The 20,752-nt window shown below is 40.3% G+C and carries 18 protein-coding genes; 7 read left to right on the forward strand and 11 right to left on the reverse strand.

The genetic code is table 11. From position 1 onward, the window contains the following. Window positions 1-330: 330 nt before the first annotated feature. Window positions 331-2,679: a CRTAC1 family protein gene (locus tag AN944_RS10345; RefSeq protein WP_055024537.1), complete on the forward strand. Its 2,349-nt coding sequence runs from the start codon at window positions 331-333 to the stop codon at window positions 2,677-2,679. A 92-nt stretch (window positions 2,680-2,771) separates the two neighbouring features. Here the strand turns inward: AN944_RS10345 and AN944_RS10350 are convergent, their stop codons facing one another. The 6 genes from AN944_RS10350 to AN944_RS10375 form a co-directional block, all read right to left on the reverse strand. Continuing rightward, window positions 2,772-3,407, reverse strand: coding sequence for an HAD family phosphatase (locus tag AN944_RS10350; protein WP_055024538.1), 636 nt, complete (start codon window positions 3,405-3,407; stop codon window positions 2,772-2,774). A 345-nt stretch (window positions 3,408-3,752) separates the two neighbouring features. Continuing rightward, window positions 3,753-5,201: an aldehyde dehydrogenase gene (gene aldA / locus AN944_RS10355; protein ID WP_144430171.1), complete on the reverse strand. Its 1,449-nt coding sequence runs from the start codon at window positions 5,199-5,201 to the stop codon at window positions 3,753-3,755. A gap of 4 nt (window positions 5,202-5,205) precedes the next feature. Continuing rightward, on the reverse strand, window positions 5,206-5,982 hold the full coding sequence (locus AN944_RS10360) for an SDR family oxidoreductase (RefSeq protein ID WP_055024540.1): 777 nt from the start codon (window positions 5,980-5,982) through the stop codon (window positions 5,206-5,208). Between the two features lie 10 nt (window positions 5,983-5,992). Continuing rightward, window positions 5,993-7,015, reverse strand: a complete 1,023-nt coding sequence (locus tag AN944_RS10365; RefSeq protein ID WP_055024541.1) for a (R,R)-butanediol dehydrogenase — start codon at window positions 7,013-7,015, stop codon at window positions 5,993-5,995. A gap of 10 nt (window positions 7,016-7,025) precedes the next feature. Further along, window positions 7,026-8,135 carry a mandelate racemase/muconate lactonizing enzyme family protein gene (locus AN944_RS10370; protein ID WP_055024542.1) on the reverse strand — a complete coding sequence of 370 codons (1,110 nt, stop codon included), beginning with the start codon at window positions 8,133-8,135 and terminating at the stop codon, window positions 7,026-7,028. Window positions 8,136-8,374: 239 nt separating this feature from the next. Beyond that, a complete protein-coding gene (locus AN944_RS10375) occupies window positions 8,375-9,244 on the reverse strand; it encodes an AraC family transcriptional regulator (protein ID WP_055024543.1) in 870 nt (289 codons plus the stop codon). 152 nt (window positions 9,245-9,396) lie between these two features. Between AN944_RS10375 and AN944_RS10380 the strand changes: the two genes are divergently transcribed. Further along, window positions 9,397-10,479 (forward strand): hypothetical protein, encoded by a 1,083-nt coding sequence (locus tag AN944_RS10380; protein ID WP_055024544.1) that lies wholly within the window; start codon window positions 9,397-9,399, stop codon window positions 10,477-10,479. A 199-nt stretch (window positions 10,480-10,678) separates the two neighbouring features. On the opposite strand, the gene AN944_RS10385 is transcribed toward AN944_RS10380, so the two are convergent. After that, window positions 10,679-11,593 carry a LysR family transcriptional regulator gene (locus AN944_RS10385; protein ID WP_055024545.1) on the reverse strand — a complete coding sequence of 305 codons (915 nt, stop codon included), beginning with the start codon at window positions 11,591-11,593 and terminating at the stop codon, window positions 10,679-10,681. A gap of 267 nt (window positions 11,594-11,860) precedes the next feature. Between AN944_RS10385 and AN944_RS10390 the strand changes: the two genes are divergently transcribed. Beyond that, complete coding sequence (locus AN944_RS10390; protein ID WP_055024546.1) at window positions 11,861-12,709, forward strand: enoyl-CoA hydratase/isomerase family protein; 849 nt, start codon at window positions 11,861-11,863, stop codon at window positions 12,707-12,709. An 83-nt stretch (window positions 12,710-12,792) separates the two neighbouring features. Here the strand turns inward: AN944_RS10390 and AN944_RS10395 are convergent, their stop codons facing one another. Next, on the reverse strand, window positions 12,793-14,787 hold the full coding sequence (locus AN944_RS10395) for a TonB-dependent copper receptor (protein ID WP_055024547.1): 1,995 nt from the start codon (window positions 14,785-14,787) through the stop codon (window positions 12,793-12,795). Between the two features lie 352 nt (window positions 14,788-15,139). Here AN944_RS10395 and AN944_RS10400 point away from each other — a divergent pair, with 352 nt between their 5' ends. Further along, window positions 15,140-15,460 carry a glutaredoxin family protein gene (locus AN944_RS10400; protein ID WP_055024548.1) on the forward strand — a complete coding sequence of 107 codons (321 nt, stop codon included), beginning with the start codon at window positions 15,140-15,142 and terminating at the stop codon, window positions 15,458-15,460. A gap of 126 nt (window positions 15,461-15,586) precedes the next feature. Here the strand turns inward: AN944_RS10400 and AN944_RS10405 are convergent, their stop codons facing one another. Further along, window positions 15,587-16,006 carry a hypothetical protein gene (locus AN944_RS10405; protein ID WP_055024549.1) on the reverse strand — a complete coding sequence of 140 codons (420 nt, stop codon included), beginning with the start codon at window positions 16,004-16,006 and terminating at the stop codon, window positions 15,587-15,589. Between the two features lie 430 nt (window positions 16,007-16,436). Here AN944_RS10405 and AN944_RS10410 point away from each other — a divergent pair, with 430 nt between their 5' ends. From AN944_RS10410 to AN944_RS10420, 3 genes are all read left to right on the forward strand, one after another. Further along, window positions 16,437-16,844, forward strand: a complete 408-nt coding sequence (locus AN944_RS10410; protein WP_055024550.1) for a LexA family transcriptional regulator — start codon at window positions 16,437-16,439, stop codon at window positions 16,842-16,844. A 3-nt stretch (window positions 16,845-16,847) separates the two neighbouring features. After that, on the forward strand, window positions 16,848-18,104 hold the full coding sequence (locus AN944_RS10415; protein WP_055024551.1) for a Y-family DNA polymerase: 1,257 nt from the start codon (window positions 16,848-16,850) through the stop codon (window positions 18,102-18,104). A gap of 284 nt (window positions 18,105-18,388) precedes the next feature. Then, window positions 18,389-18,970, forward strand: a complete 582-nt coding sequence (locus AN944_RS10420) for a YgjV family protein (protein WP_235530888.1) — start codon at window positions 18,389-18,391, stop codon at window positions 18,968-18,970. Between the two features lie 124 nt (window positions 18,971-19,094). Here the strand turns inward: AN944_RS10420 and AN944_RS10425 are convergent, their stop codons facing one another. Both AN944_RS10425 and AN944_RS10430 read right to left on the reverse strand, forming a co-directional pair. Further along, window positions 19,095-20,168 carry an HlyD family secretion protein gene (locus tag AN944_RS10425; RefSeq protein ID WP_055024553.1) on the reverse strand — a complete coding sequence of 358 codons (1,074 nt, stop codon included), beginning with the start codon at window positions 20,166-20,168 and terminating at the stop codon, window positions 19,095-19,097. Then, on the reverse strand, window positions 20,169-20,651 hold the full coding sequence (locus tag AN944_RS10430) for a hypothetical protein (RefSeq protein WP_055024554.1): 483 nt from the start codon (window positions 20,649-20,651) through the stop codon (window positions 20,169-20,171). It abuts the gene before it with no gap. Between the last annotated feature and the right edge of the window lie 101 nt (window positions 20,652-20,752).

A 20,752-nucleotide genomic window follows, 5' to 3' on the forward strand; every position in this document is an offset into this window, starting at 1 on the left:
TTGGAGTTAGTTAATTGTTGACAATTATCAATTGCGTGCAATATGGTGTTCGTAAGTGGTGAATTTACACACAAAAAAGTGAGTAATTAATACAACTAATTATCTAATAACTTCTACTGAAATGAACTTTTTTAGATTTATATACAACTACTTAACAATGATTCGAGATAAAAAGGTTTAAATACCTGACAGTCAAGATAACAATTTTTTGCTTTTAAATATTATTCTAATCAGAAAACTATCTTTAAGGTTTATTAGACTAATTGGTTACCTACTTTTTGCTGTGTTGAATCGTACTTTTTGATGACAAATAAACACTAAGGATGGAATATGTTTGCACAGAACGAAGAATACCTTATCGGTAATTCTTGGGAACAACTGAATACTATTAGCGCGACAATTAAGCCTTATCTCTACCCTATGGCTTTTATTTTCATTACGGGATGTCAACAGGTAACAGAAACGGGTTCATTTAAAAATACTGATAATGATGTTGCACATCTTCCTGCTCAGACATCCTCCATCAATCAACTGGATAATGACTTAGGCATTATGAATAACAGAGACACTGACTTGGTCTCGGGCTTACCAGTCCCAATTACCTTAACCAAACCCAGATTCAGTAATGTCACCCAAGCGGTTAATTTACATACCACTGATGCTTGGAAATATGGCGGCCCCAGTATTGCAGATATCAATAACGATGGCTTTTACGACATGGTATTAACTAACCATGATACGACGCCCATAGCAATTTACACATCAAGCCTCACTGCAACACCTGTTTATAAAGATCCGATGGCGCATGTTCAATATGCCAAACAGCCAAGTCCTTTTGCAAAAGCTGACGCCCATGGTGTTGCATTAGGTGATTATGATAATGATGGTGACAATGACCTGTTATTAGCTTTAGGTGGCGGTAATGGAACACAACCACAGCCACAGCGACTGCTTCGAAACGATAACGGCTTGTTTGTTGATGTCACTGAGCAATCAGGGTTAAGCAAAATGGGGGCTAGAGGCCGCTCAGTACGTTGGGTTGATCTGGATTTAGACGGTGATTTAGATTTTTTACAAATTAACGCGGCGCAAATGATGGGTGAAACTATCCCCAGAAACATTATTTTTGAAAACATTGGCAATGGCCAGTTTATCTATAAATCGAGCCCTACTTTTGAACAAGTTGATGCTGAACGAGTCATTGTTACTGACATCAACAAAGATCATATCGCTGATTTAATCGCATTTTCACCCTATTCTCCTGTAATAGTCCTTTTAGGACAAATAGATTTTTCGTTTAAAGATGTCACCAGCCAATACTTAGGGAAAGATCCAGATACAACACATGTAACGGCAATTGCACAAGCTGATATCGATAATGACGGCGATATGGATTACTACTTATCCAGAGGTAAAGTTCATTATCAAATTGCCAATAATGCGGTGTCTTTTAACGAACAAAAACAGCGATTAGATTTACGTGATGAAGGTAATAAAAGCCATGATGGATTAAGCTTTAAAGCAAGCAGTGATATCTTATTAACGGATTTTTATCACTTTCCCCGTGGCGCAGATAAAATCACTATTCCATTATTTTTAGGCGCAGATAAAACCCCATCAGAAAGACTCACAGCAGGGTTTCCTGACAAGCAAATTAGCGTTTCTCCTCAGCAAGCGTTAGGGTTTCCTTCATCTGTATCTCAAAGTGGTTGGTACTTAGGTTATTTAGGTGATGATCAATGGCGATTAGAATGGTTATTAACTGATAATCTTGCTTGGGATTTACGAGCATCTATTATAGGGGTCGATAGTGTTGAACTTGATTGGGTACCACAAGATTTAGGCGTCAGCGATATTTTACTTAGAAACGATGGCGATCACTTTACTTACCTAAGCCACCTCCTTCCTGCGCAGCACCATGATAACAATTGGGGCGTTATCACAGCTGATTTTAATAACGATAGCTACAATGATTTCTTTATTTATCGCTTTGGCGAGCTAACACAACGAGTCAATGATGTTATGTTGCTCAACACGCTTCATCTCAGTGAACTGGATAACATCCCAAGCAGTAACCGTAGCGAAAACAATTTACCCACTCACCACAAGGCTCATATACAAGCTATAGACGATAATGCAACACCATCAAGGGGCTTTGTAGCGCATGAAAGTCACAACGCAACCATGGTAAACCGTCATGCTCATGGCGATATGGGGAGTGCATTTGATCACAATCAAGATGGTTATGTCGATATACTCAGTGGTGACGATGACAATGGCCGTTGGTACCTTTATCAAAACCGTTTAAAGGATCAACTCCTTACTGACAATCACACCAAACAAACGACTCATTCTATTCATCATCAATATTTACTCATGCATGTTGGCTATTCAAAGTCTGGCATTGACCCGCATGCCGCTGAGGTAAGAATATTTACAAGCAACAAAGACACGCCGCAGCGTTTCTCAAACAACAAAACCATGACAAACGCAAATACAGTTCAGTTTAAATGGATCGGTTCTGACAGTGCGAGTCATTCACAAAGTTTGAAGAATATTGTGCATTTTGGTTTAGGTAACCAAGATCGTATCGATAAGATACAAGTGCGCTGGCGAGATGGTTCGGAGCAAACAATGATTAACGTTAACGCAAACCAATTAATTACAATGGGAAAATGAAACGTTAATGTGAAAGTTTAGGTTCAGGTGCAGTTTGGTTATATCAGTCCTGCTGCACACTCTATTTAAAAAATCTGTATGAATTATAAAAGCTATAAAATCAATTCTCTAAAGTCGCTTATCACTTTGCTTGCCACCAATAAATTATTGTTAATATTAAATTCATGTTGTATCGCGATAACATCACACCCACTGGCTATTCCAGCACTAATACCGGCGAATGAATCTTCAAATATCACGGTATTGTTTGGCGACATTGATAATTTATTAAGGGCTAATAAATAAGCAGCAGGATCAGGTTTATGCTTGCTAACATCTTCTTTAGTAATAATAACTTCAAACATGGCAGTTAAATTGAGGGCTTGAAGAATATCATTGGCCATCCACTTTGCGGCTGACGTCACTAGCCCACAAGTTCTACCTTGTAATTGTAGATAGGTTAAATATTGAAGTGCACCAGGAGTTAACTGCAACGCTTGCAGTAGCAAATCTTGATAGTGTTTTTTAAATATCTGATTAAATTCATTAATATCTGGAGAAATATTCGCTTTATCGAAGAAGAACTGAGTCACAATCCCCCAGTTTTGTCCCATCACTTCTTGATAATGATGATAATCAACTTTTGCACCATATACAGCACAGGCCTTCGCTATAGCTTGACCTTTGAGTGGCTCAGAGTTGACTAAGGTGCCATCCATATCAAATAGAAATAGTTGATAATCTTTCACGTTTTCTCCAGCGGTGACTGCTTTTGATTACTTTACTACGATTAATCCCTTATACGCACGTTGCTTTTGGGTTGATTTGGGCGCTAACTGTTGGTTTGATTTGATATTCAATAACTATTGAAACAGTTTTTTTTAATTATACTGCTTACGGTCTTAGGTTGTGGGTAAACATGGCTAGATTTACGAAAACCAAGATAACAGGCTGTAACACCTTTACCTAGCCCAAAAAAAACCAACTGCTGGGGGGGATACAGTTGGCTTTGGTTAACACTATAATTTCTGTTGAATCTCAATACTAGGACTCTGATATAGAAGATATTAGGCTTCGTTAAGATATAGAAGATATTAGGCTTCGTTAAAATATACCGTCTTTTTCTCTACATATTGCTCAAGACCATATTTACCATCTTCACCGCCGACACCACTCATTTTCCAGCCATTGTGAAAACCCTGGTGCTGCTCACCCAAACCGCGGTTAACATACACTTCACCTACTTCCATTTCTGCAATGGATTGATGAATATAATCAAGGTTTTTGGTGTACAAGTAAGCTGATAATCCATACTCACTATCGTTAGTATAAGTAATAGCATCTTCAATGCTGTGAATTTTAATGATAGGAAGTACTGGTCCAAAGGTTTCTTCATGCACTAAAATGTTGTCTTGCTCTACATCCACTAACACAGTTGGCTCATACCAATTGCCACCTTCAAAACCTGCAACCGATGCGACTTGGCCACCTGTCACCAGTTTCGCCCCTTGTTCAATACTCTTCTCTACCAATGTATGAATATTTTTGATTTCACTCTGGTTAACTTTTGGGCCCATATCTGAATTTGAATCCATAGGATCACCAACTTTCAGCGCATTCACCTTTGGTACAAACTTTTCAGTAAATGTATCGTACACATCCGCATGCACATATAAACGTTCAGCACACGTACACACTTGACCACAATTAGCAAAGCGAGCAATCAGCGCATCATCTACCGCTTTATCTAAATCAGCATCTTCCATCACAATAAAGGGAGCTTTACCGCCGAGTTCTAGCATCACTGGCGTTAAGTGCTTACCACTGGCTTGATAAATAATTTGCCCAGCTCGAGTACTGCCAGTCATTGTAATTAACTCTGTAATCGGGCTTTCACATAAATGCTGACCAACAATGGAACCACTCCCATTTATAATATTCAGCACGCCAGCGGGGATCCCTGCTTCGTTAGCAATACGGCCAAGTTCCATCGTAGCCAATGGTGTTTCTTGTGTAGGCTTAACAACAATGGCATTACCAGTAATTAATGCAGGACCGATTTTACGACCCGCCAATGCTAAAGGAAAATTCCACGCTGTAATTGCGACCACAACCCCTTTGGGAACTTTATGAATATAAATTTTTTCGTTTTCATTATCTGACGGTAAAATATCACCTTGTAGTGTCAAAGCATTATCGCAAGCATATTCAACGAATGTGGCCGTTGCTTCAACTTCCATGCGTGCAACATCAATTAATTTGCCTTGCTCTTTTACAAGCAACACCGCTAACGCTTCGCCACTTTGGCGAATACCACTGGCAAACTTTCTTAGGATGGTTGCCCGGGCTCTTGGCGTTTTTTTAGCCCAGTCTTTTTGTGCTTGCTGGGCAATTTCTAATGCATCTTGTGCATCATCAACGCAGCCTTTGGGAATTACACCAACAAGCTCACCGGTACTCGGTGAAAACACTGAAATAGTGCCATCCGCTTTTGATGGCACATACTCACCGTTAATAAAGTTTACCTTATTTCTAATTTCCATTGGACTATCTCCCCATCCAACCGCCATCAACCAATAAAATACCGCCATTCATATAATCTGATGCAGCGGACGCTAAAAATACCGTTGGCCCTTTAAAGTCTTCAGGTGTACCCCAACGGCCTTGTGGAATACGCTCTAAGATTGATTTAGAACGAACGGGATCATCTCTTAGTGCTTCTGTATTATCAGTGGCAATATACCCAGGAGCGATTGCATTTACATTGACACCTTTGCCAGCCCATTCATTTGCAAGCGCCTTAGCCAGTTGCCCAATTGCGCCCTTACTCGCTGCGTAACCAGGAACAGTAATTCCACCCTGAAATGTGAGCAATGAAGCCGTAAAAATAATCTTCCCTTCACCACGTGCTACCATTTTTTTGCCGATTTCACGACTGAGGATAAACTGAGAGTTTAAGTTTATCTCCATGATTTTATCCCAGTATTGATCGCGATGTTCAATGGCTGGCTCACGCAATATCGAACCTGCATTATTCACAAGAATATCAATGGTGTCATGTTGGCCGTTAACGGTTTCTACAAATTGATACAGGCTTTTTCGGTCTGAAAAGTCACACTGGTAGGCATAGAATTGACGTCCTAAAGCGGTAACTTCAGATTCAACATCGGAACCTGACGCCGCTAAAGAAGCAGATACACCAATGATGTCAGCACCAGCTTCTGCTAAGGCTACCGCCATGGCTTTACCAATACCACGACTACAACCGGTCACTAAGGCCAGCTTGCCAGTTAAATCGAATTTACTTAGTACATTATTTTGCATGATGCTTCCTTTACTCTACAGCACATGACACAAGTGCTTTCATTCCTGTTGGGTTGTTATCCATATTCTCGAATGCATTACTGATATGACTTAACTTGCTCACAGAGGTAATAAATGGCGCGAGATCTATGCTACCTGAAGCAACTAAATCAATTGCCATATCGAAATCTGCGTGTTCGTAAACTCTCGCACCAAGTAACTCGAGTTCTTTCCAGAAAAATTGAAACAAATCAACTTGTGGTTTTTGTGCATGTATTGCGACCATACATATACGGCCACGAACTGAGGCGATATCGACCATTGCATCAACTGCAGGTTGTACCCCAGAAACTTCAAACACCACATCAGCCCCTTTACCTTGCGTCCATGTATCTACAAAATCCTTAAGATCTTGCTCAATAGGGTTCACCGTTGGAATAGCAAACTTATTTGAAAAATCACGACGGCTTTCATTTGGCTCAGAAATAATCACTTCTGCCCCAACTGATTTTGCAACTAAAGCAACTAGCTGGCCAATTGGCCCGCCACCAATAACAACGGCTTTTTCACCCGCAGTTAAACGTGAACGTGCGACATCATGGCAGGCAACAGACAAAGGCTCTATCAAAGCACCTTGTTGTAAGCTAACGTTTGCGGGCAGTTTATGTAAAGTGCGAGACTTTACAGTCCACGAGTTTTGAAAGGCGCCTGGTGTATCAATCCCCATAAATTTAAGGTTTTGACAAACATGCGAATGCCCTGCATCACAGGCTGGACATTGTCCGCACCAGTCTAATGGTCTCACTACAACGCGCTCGCCAATCTCATAACCCGTTACATTTTTGCCAATTTCAGCAATGGTGCCTGAAATTTCATGGCCTATCGTGTGCGGCGGATTCACTCGAGTGTCCATTACACCATGGTATATGTGCATATCTGTGCCACAAATACCAACATAGCCTACGTTTAAGCGTACTTCATCATCACCAGGACTAATTGCTTGTGATTCAACAACTCTAAACGATTTATTACCTATATATTGAGCAGCTTGCATAATCTTGACCTTATGAGCTCATTTTTAAATGAGGAGTTAATAATGCATCATCAAAAACAACGCCAGTACCTGGAATATCAGGTGCGACCGCTTTGCCATTAATGATTTTTAAAGGGGTTGTGGTGTATTCATCAATTGGAAACGAATGTACTTCGAGGTAACCAGAATGTGGCTGCGAGGCAAGTAAACTAACGTGTAATTCATGCATACCATGACTACACACTGGAATGTTATTAGCGTATGCCAGTTGCGCCACCATTAAAAAGCCCGTTATGCCGCCAATATTTGAGGCGTCAGGTTGCAAAAAACCTAACTTAGATTGCGAAATTGCATAGGTAAACTCATGAATGGTATGTAGGTTTTCACCCATAGCCAATGGAATATCAATAGCATCTGCAATATCTGCATAGCCTAAATAGTCATCTGGAATTGTTGGCTCTTCAAACCACTTAATATCGCAATGGGCAATTGCATTAGCAAAACGAATAGCTTGCTCTTTGGTCATCGAATAATTTGCATCAACCATGAAGATACGATCGGGTCCAATTAATTCCCGTACAGCTTCAACACGTCTGACGTCTTCTTTGTAATCGCTTTTACCGACTTTAATTTTTACCGCTTCAAAGCCACGATCTAAATAAGTTTGAATATTGCTCAGTAACTTTTGATGGTCAAAATTAAGATCAATGCCACCAGCGTAGCAATTAACTTGGTTACTCGCGCCACCAGCAACTTTCCACAGAGGTAAACCTAGGTTTTTACATTTAATGTCCCACAGAGCAATATCTACAGCAGAAATAGCAAAGCTTAATAACCCACCTCGGCCAACATAGTGAAAGTGCCATTGAAGCTCATCCCATATCGCCATAATATCTGACGCATCTTTACCTATGAGTAATGGCTTCATTTCATCATTTAGTAAAGAATAGATAGCTCTTCCGCCCTTGCCTCCTGTATAAGTGTATCCCACGCCCTCTATACCATTCGACGTTTTAATGCGTGTTAAAATCAACTCAAAATGAGTGTGATCACCATGCTTAGCATCAGACAAGACTTCAGCCAAAGGGACTTGATAGTACTCAACCTTAACCGACTCAATCTTATTGGCTTCCTTTGTCATTGACTCACCTTTAAATGAAGCTTACAAACAGTTTATTGTTAACAATCTACACAAGAGGTTTTTAAATGTAAAGTAATTGTTAGCGCTAATTTGTTTATTGAGTCAAACTCAAGTTTGCAATAATCGAGTGTTCTACCTGTTTAAATTATCTGACAATGACAGCGGTTACATGCCCTAATATCCAACACTTACCATTTAAGTGACAATTGACACTATGTTTAATTTTGTCTGTATCGCTGTTAACTAAGCTGTTTCCTGAGCGCTTTTCGATATTGATTTGGCGTCTTTGAGAAGTAGCGTTTAAACATAGAAATAAAATGAGATGGGTTTGAAAAGTTAAGATCGTAACTTATTTGGGTAATGCTTTTTTCACTTTGTCCTAACCAACGTGCGCTGGTATACAGCTTATGCTGTACAACAAACTGCGAGTAGTTACAGTTAAAGGTGCGTTTAAACATTCTAGAAAAGTACGAGGTTGAAATGTGACACATTGCTGCGGCTTCAACTAAAGTAAGCTCTACCACATCTTGCTCTCTAAATAAGCTTAAAATAGGACTGAGTTTTTTGTACGAGGCGTCGGTCACTAAAGCACGCTCTGCATTGGGTAAAACCGCTTTACCTTGGGCGACAAGCCAAATAATGATTAATTTTAATAAGGTTGCACTTTTTACGCTGTGTGGGTCGTCTAAATAGCTTTGCTCTAGCCAATTAACTTGTTGTTGAATGCTTTGCCAATCTTGCTGACTAAAACGTAGTTGTAAACCACGACTTAGTATCGCCTCTTCATACAGCAGACCATTATCAATTAAAAATTGCGGCATAAACTGGATAATATACCAAGCTTTTGCATGTTCAGTTAACTCATAGTCATGGGTCTCGAGTGCTGGGGTAAATACCACATCACCTTTTTGGATCGCTGACTGACCTTGTGAGTGATAGTATATTCCTTGTACATCTTCAAAAATAATAAACTCATGAACTTGATGAAAATGCATCATACATGCATACACTTCATTTCGTTGGTAAGCCACACGATGAACTTCAAATTGATATCCCGGTTTAATGGAAATTGGTTCACAATGTATGCCTGCTTTATTACGTGTGTGCATTTGACTCCCTGTTTTATCTGGCTAAATAGATCGTACTATTCAACAAATGTCCTGCACACATAAGTGCAAAAATCTAACAGTTTTTATCTTATACATATTTATCATTGTTAACAATTAACCAAAGTTGCTAGTGCAGATTACAAGGATAAAATATGAATACAGCTATTCCAGCTTCTCGTGATAATGCAAGGTTTGACCCTCATGGGTTAATCATTGGTCAAGGGGAGTTCACTTATCGAGTTAATACTCAATGGAATAAAATGACCGCTTCACAGTTACCTATTGAGAACTGCCATGACTTAGCGTTTGACTCACAAGGCAGAATTATTATGGTCAGCGATCACCCGCAAAATAATATTATTATTTACAATAAAGACGGCAAATTAATTGATGCTTGGGGCGGACAATTTCCGGGAGCACATGCAATAAAGATCAACCATGAAAATGGTGAAGACTTTTTATATGTTGTTGATTGTGGCTGGGTCATTAACCGTCAATGGACGCCAACCAATGGCTTAGAAAGAGTGATCCCTCAGACTGGTTTTATTGCCAAACTGACGTTAACAGGCCAAGTTGTTTATACCATTAGCCATCCTCAAACCATTGGCGTTTATCAGCCTAACCAAGCCTTTCGTCCCACTGATATCGCGATCGCGGATAATGGCGATTTATATATTACTGACGGCTATGGCTCTGATTATGTACTGCAATATGACAGCAATGGTCAGTTTATTCGGTATTGGGGCGGACATGATAATCTTGATACACGTTTAAATTTACAAAACACCCATGGCATTGCCATTGATAAGCGGCTCGTATCAAGCTCTCCTACTGATGCTTCTCCGACACTGCTGATAAGTTCTAGGGCTGAACATGCATTAAAACAATATTCTCTATCTGGAGATTACCTTAATACTATCAGTGTTCCAGGTGCCTATATAGGCGGACCCGTTTTTAAGGGAGAGCATTTTTTCGCGCCTGTATGTTGGTCACATATTAATGGTACAAATGCAGATAACTCAGGTTTCATCAGTGTATTTGATAAACACAATCAAGTCGTCGCTAATCTTGGGGGGGCTCAGCCTGAGTATGTAAACGGTGAACTTCAACCTATGCATACCAGTTGGGATGTGTTTCGTCATTGTCATGGCTTATGTATCGACGATGATGACAATATTTATGTTGGACAATGGAATGCAAATCAAAGTTTTCCAATACAATTAGTCAGAGTGTAATAACCGTTTTAAAGGTTTAATGAAAACATTTTTGATTTTATAAAAATCGATTAATGACACTCTCGTTAAAATAGGTCGGCACCGCTTTTTACAAGCGGTGTACTGGTTTGACTGGTTTTGACTGATTTTGACTGATTTTGACTAGCGTTAGGTTAGCGTTGACTTAGTCGCTGTCGTAATTGCAGAGATAGGATCTGTATTAACTATTATCCCAGTCCGCAGCTCCTAGTTTTTCAACTAAAAAGTCAATAAATACCCTCACCTTAGCGCTTAACGCATTGGCCTTAGGGTATACCAGCCATATAGCAGTATGATCATCGACGTTATAATCAGGCAATATTCTAATCAAGCTTCCTTGCTTTAAATCTTCAGCAACGCTCCAATAAGAATTCATTGATATCCCAGCTCCTGCCACAGTCGCTAACTTCATGCTGGTACCATCATCGCAATTCAATCTAATTCGGCCATTTACCGGCGGAAACACATATTCGTTCTGGTCGTCTTGTGCGGCACTAATCAGTTTGCGGCCTTTAGCATCTTTAAATACAATTAACTGATGGTCTACTAAATCTTTGGGCGTGTCTAATGTGCCGTGCGCCGCGATATAGTCGGGTGATGCACATAAAATACGTTGATCATCGGCTAATTTGCGTGCTCTTAAACCACTGTCTTTCGCCTCTGTGTTTCTTAGCGCTAAGTCTATGCCATGCTCTATCAGATTCACTTCAGTATCACTCAACCTCAGCTCTAAATCTAACTCTGGATACTTAGCTAAAAACTCAGGTAGAACCGGTAAAATATACAATTGTGCAAAGGTATTTGATGCGGTAAATCTTAGTAGCCCTTTCACTTCATTAATTTCACTGCCAATGGCAGCCATGGCTGCATCTTGCTGTACTAAAATCTCTTTCGCATATGGCAAGAAGCCTTCGCCTTCTGTTGATAACGACACTTTCCTTGTAGAGCGATGTAATAGGTCTGTACCTAATTGATTCTCAAGTTTTGATAACCTTGCAGACGCAATGGCTGGGGATATTCCTAAGGTTCTGCCAGCGGCACTAATACTTAATGATTCTGCAACCTTAACAAATAGACGTAAGCTCTCTGTGTCCATATTTATTTGTTCCTATTTAACCTTCTTCTACAACTCGCCATGTGACAGCTGCTCATCCCAAACTTTTATTCTTAAATGACCGATTAAGCAAATACAACACCAGATAGCCCTAATTTAGTTAATAGAAATACTAAATTCTCTTTATCAATAATTCGGATTCACTTAGCAGAGTCAATCGCCTACTTTTATGAATGTGAACCAGATGATAACCAAGTGTTATTCAGCCACATAATTCATTCATGCTAGGACATTACAAGGACATCAACAATGGAATATAAGAACTTTGCAACTTTTAATGTGGAAAAAGACAATGGAATTGCATGGGTTACTATCGATTTTCCCCCTGTGAATGTTCAAGGGCAAGAGATGCTAGCAGATTTAAACAGTTTAGCGTTGCGTCTTGAACGTGATAGAGAAATAAAAGTCGTGGTGTTTCAATCTGCTCATCCTGAAATTTGGGTATGTCATTACGATACCAACTTACTTAGAGACATGTCTAAGGATGTTGTATCGCGTGACGAAGCGAAATTACTCGACCTACAATCTGTATTAGAGCGTATCAGTCGTTTACCACAAGCAACCATCGCGAAATTAGAAGGTTTTGCTCGTGGTGGTGGTCATGAGTTTGCATTAGCTTGTGATATGCGTTTTGCTGCCCGCGGCAAATACAAGTTTATGCAAATGGAAGTTGGCATGGGTATTTTGCCTTGTGGTGGTGGCGCTTCTCGAATGGCAAGACAAGCAGGACTTGGCAGAGCCCTTGAAATCATTCTTAGCGCACGTGATTTTACTGCAGATGAAGCAGAAGCATACGGCACTATCAATAAAGCGCTTGAGCCAGATGAGATAGGTGAATACGTAGAAAATCTTGCAAGACGTATTGCACAGTTTCCTGCAGAGTCTATCAATGCATGTAAGCAAACTGTGTATGAGTCTATTGATAAACCGATTGAAGACGCACTCAAGGCCGAAGCTTATTGGTTATATCAAGCAACCAGTAAAACTTCTGCAATTACTCGATTTACTTGGGCTGACGAACAAGGCGCACAGTTTGACATTGATAACCAACGTAACTGGGAGCAACTTGTTATCAATGTCCAAGAAGTGAATGACTAAACAATGACTCAATAATAGATGTAGTAACAAAAAGGTTCAGCTTATGCTGAACCTTTTTTATCTTTGGTTAACGCGACTTTCGTTTAAAAAGTGTAATCCACTTTAACCCAAGCTGTCCGACCTGGTTCATTAACTTGAAACAATGGTTCACTGCCGGGAATATCATTGCCTGCACCTGAGCGACTAATATGTTCTGCGTAGGTTAGATCAAACAGGTTCTCAACACCAAAGCTGACTAATAGGTCATCATGCTTCCACGTTCCATTTACCGACAAGGTGCCAAAGCCACTACTTTCCCCCAAATCTTGGCCCGATATATTGCCTTGTCCTACTGCAACTCTATCTTGCGCTGCAACAAGACGCCAAAATAGTCCAGCAGTCCAATTATTAGATTCATAGTTAACTGATATACGCCCTTCTAATGGCGAGATTTGTCCAAGAGGTGTATCGGCGGTGTCATTGTCGCCATGGCTGTAGCTAACCGTCGTTTGTGCAGACCATTGTTCATTAAAGGGGTACATTACACCAAGTTCACCACCCCAAATGGTCGCATCAACATTGTAGGCAGATGTTTTAGCCCCATTTGAATCAATTAAAATATAATCGTCGACCTTGCCATAATAAAATGCCGTCGAGATTTCATAATCATTTTGATATATCCAACCGACATCAAGCTGGGTTGTTTTTTCAGGTTCTAAATCAAATGCCTTAATGGCCATATTGCTATCATCAGCTTTCATAAACTCCCAGTAATCAGGAATGCGCTCAGCACGACCAACACCTGCATAGTACTGACTGTGACCAGACATGTACTCGTAACGAATAAAACCACTGACAAGATCATCCTCTCGCTGACCTTTTTGTCCCACGTGTAACTCGGTATCCCATTGATCCAATCTTAACCCTGTTAAAATTTTCCCTTGGCTTGTCGCATAACTGATATGGTAATTGGCTTCAACAAACACGCCGATATTCTCATAGCTCATGTTTTTGTTAAAAGGCTTAGCCAATAGATCATCAAGGCCGTTATCTAACTCCTTGTCTATGCTTCTGCCTTCATGCGCACTGTCCATATAATCGATACCGATTAGGGTTTCCCACTTATCACTCAACGCTATATCCAACCAAAGATGCCCTCCTGTGGTCTCACGGCGCACATTGGTACCAGCATTTACTCCTTGATCAAATTGATCCATGATGTGATCGTTTTCATTGGAATAAAATTGAAATTCGACGTTGTTTAACCATGATGAGTTAACGTCTCGTTTCGCCAAAAGTGTTAGGTTTTCATTGTCAATTTGGCGTGCTTTATTTGCTCTGTCTGCATATTCAGCTTCACCACTTGAACTGCCATAGGCCAATTCAACAACGGTATCTTCATCTGGTGTCCATCCAAGCGCCACATTGACATTACTGCGATCATAACTTGATTGTATTGTGTTTCCATCGCCATCTTCATAGTGATCGCTTTTGGATTTATTCATATCAAAGTCAATATAATGCGTCTCAGTACCAGCTTTCATTTCAACCAAATAGTCTTCTCGGCCAAAGCTGCCGCCTGTCATACTCAATCGGCCTTCCATGTCTTTTTCTACAAAGCTATGGCGCTCTTTTTCAAATAAAACGGTTCCGGCTGAGCCCACTGGACCATATTTAACCGTTTGCGGTCCTTTAATGACAGTAATGGCGTCATAGGCTTCAGGATAAATATATGCGGTTGGAGGATCCATACGGCCACCGCAGGTACCATAAACATGTTGGCCATCATCAACAATACTGACCCGTGAACCACCCATTCCTCGCAAAGAAGGGTCGCCACCAGCGCCGCCCTTACGACTAATGCTAAAGCCTGGTATCGTTTTCAAGAAACCTGCGCCATCGTATGCTGGTAAAGGTAAGCGAGGTTTTTTGGGATCGGTAGTAACCTTAGATGGCTCTTTCATTAATTCACCCGTGACAACGATATAATCATCGCATTGCTCACCATCACAGGTCTTTGTAGTATGATCTGCTATTGCCAAGTTTGGCGTTAAAGATGCCGCAATCAGCGCAGCTAAAATTGAAGTATTAAATTTCATTACAACGTCCATTTATTATTTATCTATGAACGTTTTCGCAGATTAATTCGCTTTGCTCAATCAGAAGCGTAGACAGTGCGACAATCTGTCACAGGCTAATTTGATGCGAATCACACTACTGATTTTAAAGTGCTTTTATTTGATATCGTTGCCGCAAAAAATATCCTTAAAAGAGATATGAATCTGGCATGATTTAATTGCTTACATTCACTAGTTAAATACTGTCTTATCCCCACTTTATTTATTCGTAATCGCTTATTTAGTCATGTTGAAATAGCGGTTTAATTTTCATCCCGATATTTATATAATTACGATTATTTTTTAAGCCCATTGAGCCCATGGAAGGTATTCATTGAAAAAGCTATTTGTGTTGTTGGTCCTTTACGCCGCTTACCAACACTGGAATCAATCACCGGTCGAGCCTATCCGTGCCACCTATGCCGCCAGTAATGAAGTTATTATGTATGCAACAGCTTGGTGCAAGTACTGCCAAAAGGCACGTATCTTTTTTGACGATAATGGCATTGCTTATCAAGAGTTTGATATTGAGAAATCTTTCGCTGCTAATGAACGTTATCAAGCATTAAACGGCCAAGGGATCCCTTTATTGCAAGTTAATGGCACGCTTATCAGGGGCTTTAATCAGGATAAAATAGTCTCTTCACTGCATTAACGATTTACTTAGCACCCTGTTAAATATGGGCACTGCTAAATAAATATACCTGGTCATCAATTGTGGTGACCGGGTATATTTTTATTCGTATGGTTATTACTACCGATATTGATAATAAACCGTTAACTAGTTATTACTAGCATAGTGAACACACTGGTTTTGCACTGCTGTGGTTTTTAATAACTGAGTGAATTGCGCCTTGTTGCCATCGGCTTTTTGCTCTTTTATTAAGGTTTCCATATGCGTAGCTTGGCTCACTACCTTTTCCATCGCAATTTGCCTTGCTTGTTGTTCTGTCTGACCTGTTAATACTAATTGCTCAACTAGGTTAGAATAGTTCTCGTAAACCATGCCTTTATAAAAATCTGCTTCTGACGCTAACGGCGTATGCGAGTAAATTATTGAGCAGCTTACAGCGCTATCGATGTTGGCAATAGATTGGTCTATTTGAATGACCACAGATTGCTGAGTTGAAAAACTGGCATTAGCAGCCACTGAAAATAAACTGAATGCAATAAATGCAGTAATCGTTTTTAACTTTTTCATACTCACTCCGATTTAATCAATTATGTGCCCGGTTAATTGACACTATCTTATCCATCTCACTGACGCATTAGTTACCATTTCGCGCCTCATTGAGACAAAGAACAACTAGAAGGCACATATTTCATATTATTAAGCGACAGTAAATAATCATTATCTGACTGTTATAGTAATGAATTTTGCTAAACCTAAGCTGAACAGAAAGTTAACTTCTCAAGCTGGCAGTATTTTCTACAACTTGACCTGTTTATTTATCAAGTAGCTATACCTATTAGTCACTTATCAATATGACCTCTGTCGCTCCTAGCTAAAATCCGTTCGCAAAACGCACACTTCGTTCAAAAAGCCGCCAAAACCAGATAAATTATTGCCAATTTTACGGGGAGCACTATAATACTGTATAAATATACAGTAATTTTGTGATGTGAGATTTATGAATGTGATCCCTATTTTTGCCAGTGCTGGCATTACAGGTTTTGAGTCCCCTGCTGCTGAATATCGACAGCTACCACTCAGTTTAGATGAGCTACTGATTGAACACCCAAGCGCAACATTTATCGGTCAAGCCAGCGGCGACTCAATGGAAAAGATAGGGATTTTTGATAAAGACATTTTGATAGTCGATCGCCATGTTAATGTGGAAAATCACGATGTTATTGTGGCGAATTATAATGGTTGCTTCGTCTGCAAATTAATTGATACTCAGCGGCGATTATTATTATCAGCGAATGACAATCACCATAGTGTACTGATTCAAGAACATGACAGCTTTACTGTTGAAGGTGTGGTGATCCGTTCAATACGTTGTCACCGTCAAAGCCCAATATTGTCGGGTCGTTAACCCATGTATGCCTTAGTCGATGCCAACTCTTTTTATTGCAGCGCAGAGCAAGTGTTTAGGCCTGAATGGCGTGGACGCCCTATTGTTGTCCTATCCAATAATGACGGCTGTATTGTCGCGGCCAACCGTCAAGCTAAAGCATTAGGCATTGGTAAATTTGGCCCTTACTTTGAAGTTAAACATCAATGTGAAAAACTAGGGGTTATTGCACTTTCTTCTAATTATGAGCTTTATGCCTCTTTGTCTCATAACATGATGGATGTCATTGGTCGCTTCGCCCCCGAACAGCACATATACAGTATTGATGAATCTTTTCTCTCTTTTAAGCGTAGTTACCCAGCAATTCCATGTTTAAGCCATCACGCCTCTCTTATTCGCAGAGCAGTATGGAAAGAAACGCGTTTAGCGGTTTGTGTTGGCATTGGCGAAACCTTAACACTCGCTAAAGTGGCCAACCACGCAGCCAAAAAGCTTGCTGGGTATGACGGTGTTTGCTGCATCGAGTCCGATGAAGAGCGCCGCGCTATTCTAGCAAACATGAAAGCCACCGATGTCTGGGGGATCGGCTCAAGAATAGGTAAAAAACTCCAGGCAATGGGGGTTCATACTGCTTTAGCATTAGCGAACTTACAGCCTGGAATCGCCCGTAAAAATTTTAGTATTGAAATAGAGCGTACGGTGCGAGAGCTCAATGGCGAGCAATGTAAAGGATGGGATAGCGCAAGAGCTGATAAGCAGCAAATTTTTTCCACCCGCAGTGTTGGCCAGCGGATCACTGATAGAGAATCTTTGCTGCAAGCCCTGAGTAAACATGCAGCCATCGCTGCCGCTAAAGCGAGACAACAGGATTCAGCAGCCAGTAGTCTACTTATTTTTGCCAAAAACTCTCCATACGATGAGCAACCTTCCGGTTTTAAATACCATTATCGTTGTGCATTTCCGACCAATGACACATGCGAACTCATTAGTTATGCAACAGCCATAGGGAGTCAGTTATTTAATCCAAATACACGGTATTATAAAATTGGCATTGGTCTTATTGACCTTTCTCCGGTACAGCATTTACAGGGAGACTTATTTACTCCGGCCAAAGATCCGACACTCATGCAGGTTTGCGATAAGCTTAACCAGCGCTATGGCACTGACTCAATATTTGTTGCCGCCCAAGGAATTACTGGAAAGTGGCATATGCGCAGAGAGCTACTGACCCCACAATACACAACCTGTTGGCAAGATATCCCAAAGGTCAGTTGTCGTTAAGTGAGTGTTTGAATGAAATGTTGAAAAACGATTAAGAAGTGACGTGAGTAGTTATTAAAACGGGATAGTATACAGCGACCACAAACTTGACAAGTGCAACAAATAACAAACAAAGCCATTACCCATCAAGAACAAACCTTACACCTTTGAAGCACACTAAATCAGAAAATAACTATTTTTAGGCTGAATATTAAGGCTAAAGCTGAAAACCTCGTTCAGATCAAATTAATGCTGCTGAAAATATAGACAATACGCCCTTCGATTTTTTAGTGAGTATCATCTGCGTGTCTGAGTTTGCGTTTAATCAACTGTTCTTTGTGCAATTACTAGGCTTCATTTCAATGGCTATCGGCTGGTGGGCAAATAGCCAAAAACAAGATTGCAAATTTATTCATGGCAATATGCTTGCATCCATTCTTACAGCCATTCACTTAGGCTTACTAGGCAGCTTTCTTGGGATGGCGAATCAACTTGTAAATGTGGTTCGATTCCGTTGTTGCCAGCAACTCGGCCATACAACGAAATCGGAATTCGTGCCATTAATGATGAGTGTTACCTTCTCTACTGTAGCAATTTTACAGGGAGTAATGTGGGCAGAACATTGGAGTGAATGGTGCGCAGTTTTTGCAGCAGTGGTAATGAGTATAAGTCTATTTTATTGTAAAGGAATGGCACTTCGCGCCGCTATGCTAGTGAGTAATGCATTGAACTTAATGCTTTCAATATATTTGATGTCATGGTCTGGAATTTTATATCAAGTGATGACAATAACGATTCTAGCTCAAGGTGTATTTCAGCAATACAAGCAAATTAAATTGGCGACTAATAATGACACCATTTCCTCAAATCAAGCGTTAAGTCAATAAGGAGTTATTTGTTTTAACGCTCTAGGGAATCTTATTGTAAGCACGCTAAGTGATACACATAAAACACATAAAAAAGGGAGCCAAAGCTCCCTTTTATATTTCCGCAACTATCTATTACTTCTTATTACAAAGCGCTTAGGTAAGCTTTAAGGGCTTTAAGTCTGACTGTTGCAGCGCCAATAATATCCATGAAGCCTAAGAAACTCGCTGGCTTTTCAGCCGATATCCAGCCTGAACCTGTCGCGCCAATCGGGATTGAATAGCCTTCTGGCTCTTCAAATTCAATAACCACTGTACGCCCATGACTTCCAGCGTTATTACCAACATGTTGCCTAACTTGCTGAGTTCCTGCTAATGGGCTGATCATCGATTCACCTGTACCTGAAGTCACACTGTGCACTCGACCTCGAAATATCTCACCAGGAAAAGCATCAACGTAAAACTCGGCAAATTGGCCAGGCTTAATATAACGATACGATTGATCTGCAATTCGCATTTCTAAAAACTTCTTAGAGGTATCATAAAGGTGCATGTTACCAATACGACTACCTACTGCTACATTCGTAATAGAAAGTTGACCGTCAAATTGAGCTCTAATTTCACGACGTTCATCATTCCACTGAGCAGAACCAATCTGTGCATCAAACGCGCGTAACTGCGCACGATGAGTTTCAAGCTCAGCAACCACTGATGCGATTTCAGCTTCGGTAGATTGTATTTTTGCTTCTAAGTCATCTCGTGTCATTTCACTGGCATAATCACGTAAGTCTGTGACACGAACAAAGTTACGTTTGTCATTGTTAAGCGTCACTTCTAGCGCTTCCATACGCAGTTTAAGTGCTTCTTTCTTAGCAAGCTCAGCAGCTTTTTGCGCTTTTAACGATCTGATTTCTTTTTCACTGTCGACTGACACCAATTTGTAAATCAAATCGCCTTTTTTAACCATTTGGTTATGAGTAACAAAAATCTCTTCGATTTCTTGACCAAACAAAGGGCTAAGCACTGCATGAGGAGCTTTAACCGTTGAGCTGTCAGTTAAGTCTGCTGGAGACCAAAAACGATGAGCCGTAAATAGCATGAAGGCAATAAAGAACCCTAAACCAACTGAGCGAACAGCATTCGCTAGATTCCACTGTATAACACCAAGTTTAACCAGTAACCAAATGATTAATACATAAGGGAGCATAATCTCTTTCATTTACTTATCTCCTTTAATGCCGTTGCTGATAATGCTTGAAAGTCTATTGGCAAGTACATCCCAACGACCAAATGCAATGATTATGGCAAGAACCCACCAGGCTTTATCAATGAATAATCCACACAGTGACAAAGCAAATACAATTTGCGTGTGTGCACTCGACATGGCTTCAGCCTTGTGTACTGCCACTTCATGCAATCGCCAAAATAAAAGTAATGTGTAGCAAATGATCGAGACGGTCACGACAAACACAAACCCCATAAATAACTCAGAATCCAGAAGCGCTAAAATGGATGGATAACCATTAACAAAGTAACTTTCGGGTAATGATTTCCCGTGAATAGCTGTTAATAATGAAAACAGATAACTCAACAAACCGATTGTTGTTACGGCGATAATGAACCACATACTTTTTTTGGCAATAACAAGCGCTATGCTTGGTTTTTCTTCTGGGATGGTGGCAAGTTCGTGCTGTTCTGACATGTATTCTCCAAGGGGTAATAAGATAACTAAATGGAATATTAACAACCTCTATATGTAAATTTGGAATAAGGCATATTCCATATGTGCAAATTAGCGAATGC

This window comes from Shewanella sp. P1-14-1 (genome assembly GCF_001401775.1).
Classification (GTDB): Bacteria; Pseudomonadota; Gammaproteobacteria; order Enterobacterales; family Shewanellaceae; genus Shewanella; species Shewanella japonica.

Coding starts and splice junctions, on each gene's coding strand:
- AN944_RS10380 (WP_055024544.1), top strand. CDS start 9,397: ATGAATACAGCTATTCCAGCTTCTCGTGATAATGCAAGGTTTGACCCT.
- AN944_RS10390 (WP_055024546.1), top strand. CDS start 11,861: ATGGAATATAAGAACTTTGCAACTTTTAATGTGGAAAAAGACAATGGA.
- AN944_RS10395 (WP_055024547.1), bottom strand. CDS start 14,787: ATGAAATTTAATACTTCAATTTTAGCTGCGCTGATTGCGGCATCTTTA.
- AN944_RS10430 (WP_055024554.1), bottom strand. CDS start 20,651: ATGTCAGAACAGCACGAACTTGCCACCATCCCAGAAGAAAAACCAAGC.
- AN944_RS10415 (WP_055024551.1), top strand. CDS start 16,848: ATGTATGCCTTAGTCGATGCCAACTCTTTTTATTGCAGCGCAGAGCAA.
- AN944_RS10405 (WP_055024549.1), bottom strand. CDS start 16,006: ATGAAAAAGTTAAAAACGATTACTGCATTTATTGCATTCAGTTTATTT.
- aldA (WP_144430171.1), bottom strand. CDS start 5,201: ATGGAAATTAGAAATAAGGTAAACTTTATTAACGGTGAGTATGTGCCA.
- AN944_RS10375 (WP_055024543.1), bottom strand. CDS start 9,244: ATGCACACACGTAATAAAGCAGGCATACATTGTGAACCAATTTCCATT.
- AN944_RS10360 (WP_055024540.1), bottom strand. CDS start 5,982: ATGCAAAATAATGTACTAAGTAAATTCGATTTAACTGGCAAGCTGGCC.
- AN944_RS10385 (WP_055024545.1), bottom strand. CDS start 11,593: ATGGACACAGAGAGCTTACGTCTATTTGTTAAGGTTGCAGAATCATTA.
- AN944_RS10345 (WP_055024537.1), top strand. CDS start 331: ATGTTTGCACAGAACGAAGAATACCTTATCGGTAATTCTTGGGAACAA.
- AN944_RS10425 (WP_055024553.1), bottom strand. CDS start 20,168: ATGAAAGAGATTATGCTCCCTTATGTATTAATCATTTGGTTACTGGTT.
- AN944_RS10410 (WP_055024550.1), top strand. CDS start 16,437: ATGAATGTGATCCCTATTTTTGCCAGTGCTGGCATTACAGGTTTTGAG.
- AN944_RS10365 (WP_055024541.1), bottom strand. CDS start 7,015: ATGCAAGCTGCTCAATATATAGGTAATAAATCGTTTAGAGTTGTTGAA.
- AN944_RS10370 (WP_055024542.1), bottom strand. CDS start 8,135: ATGACAAAGGAAGCCAATAAGATTGAGTCGGTTAAGGTTGAGTACTAT.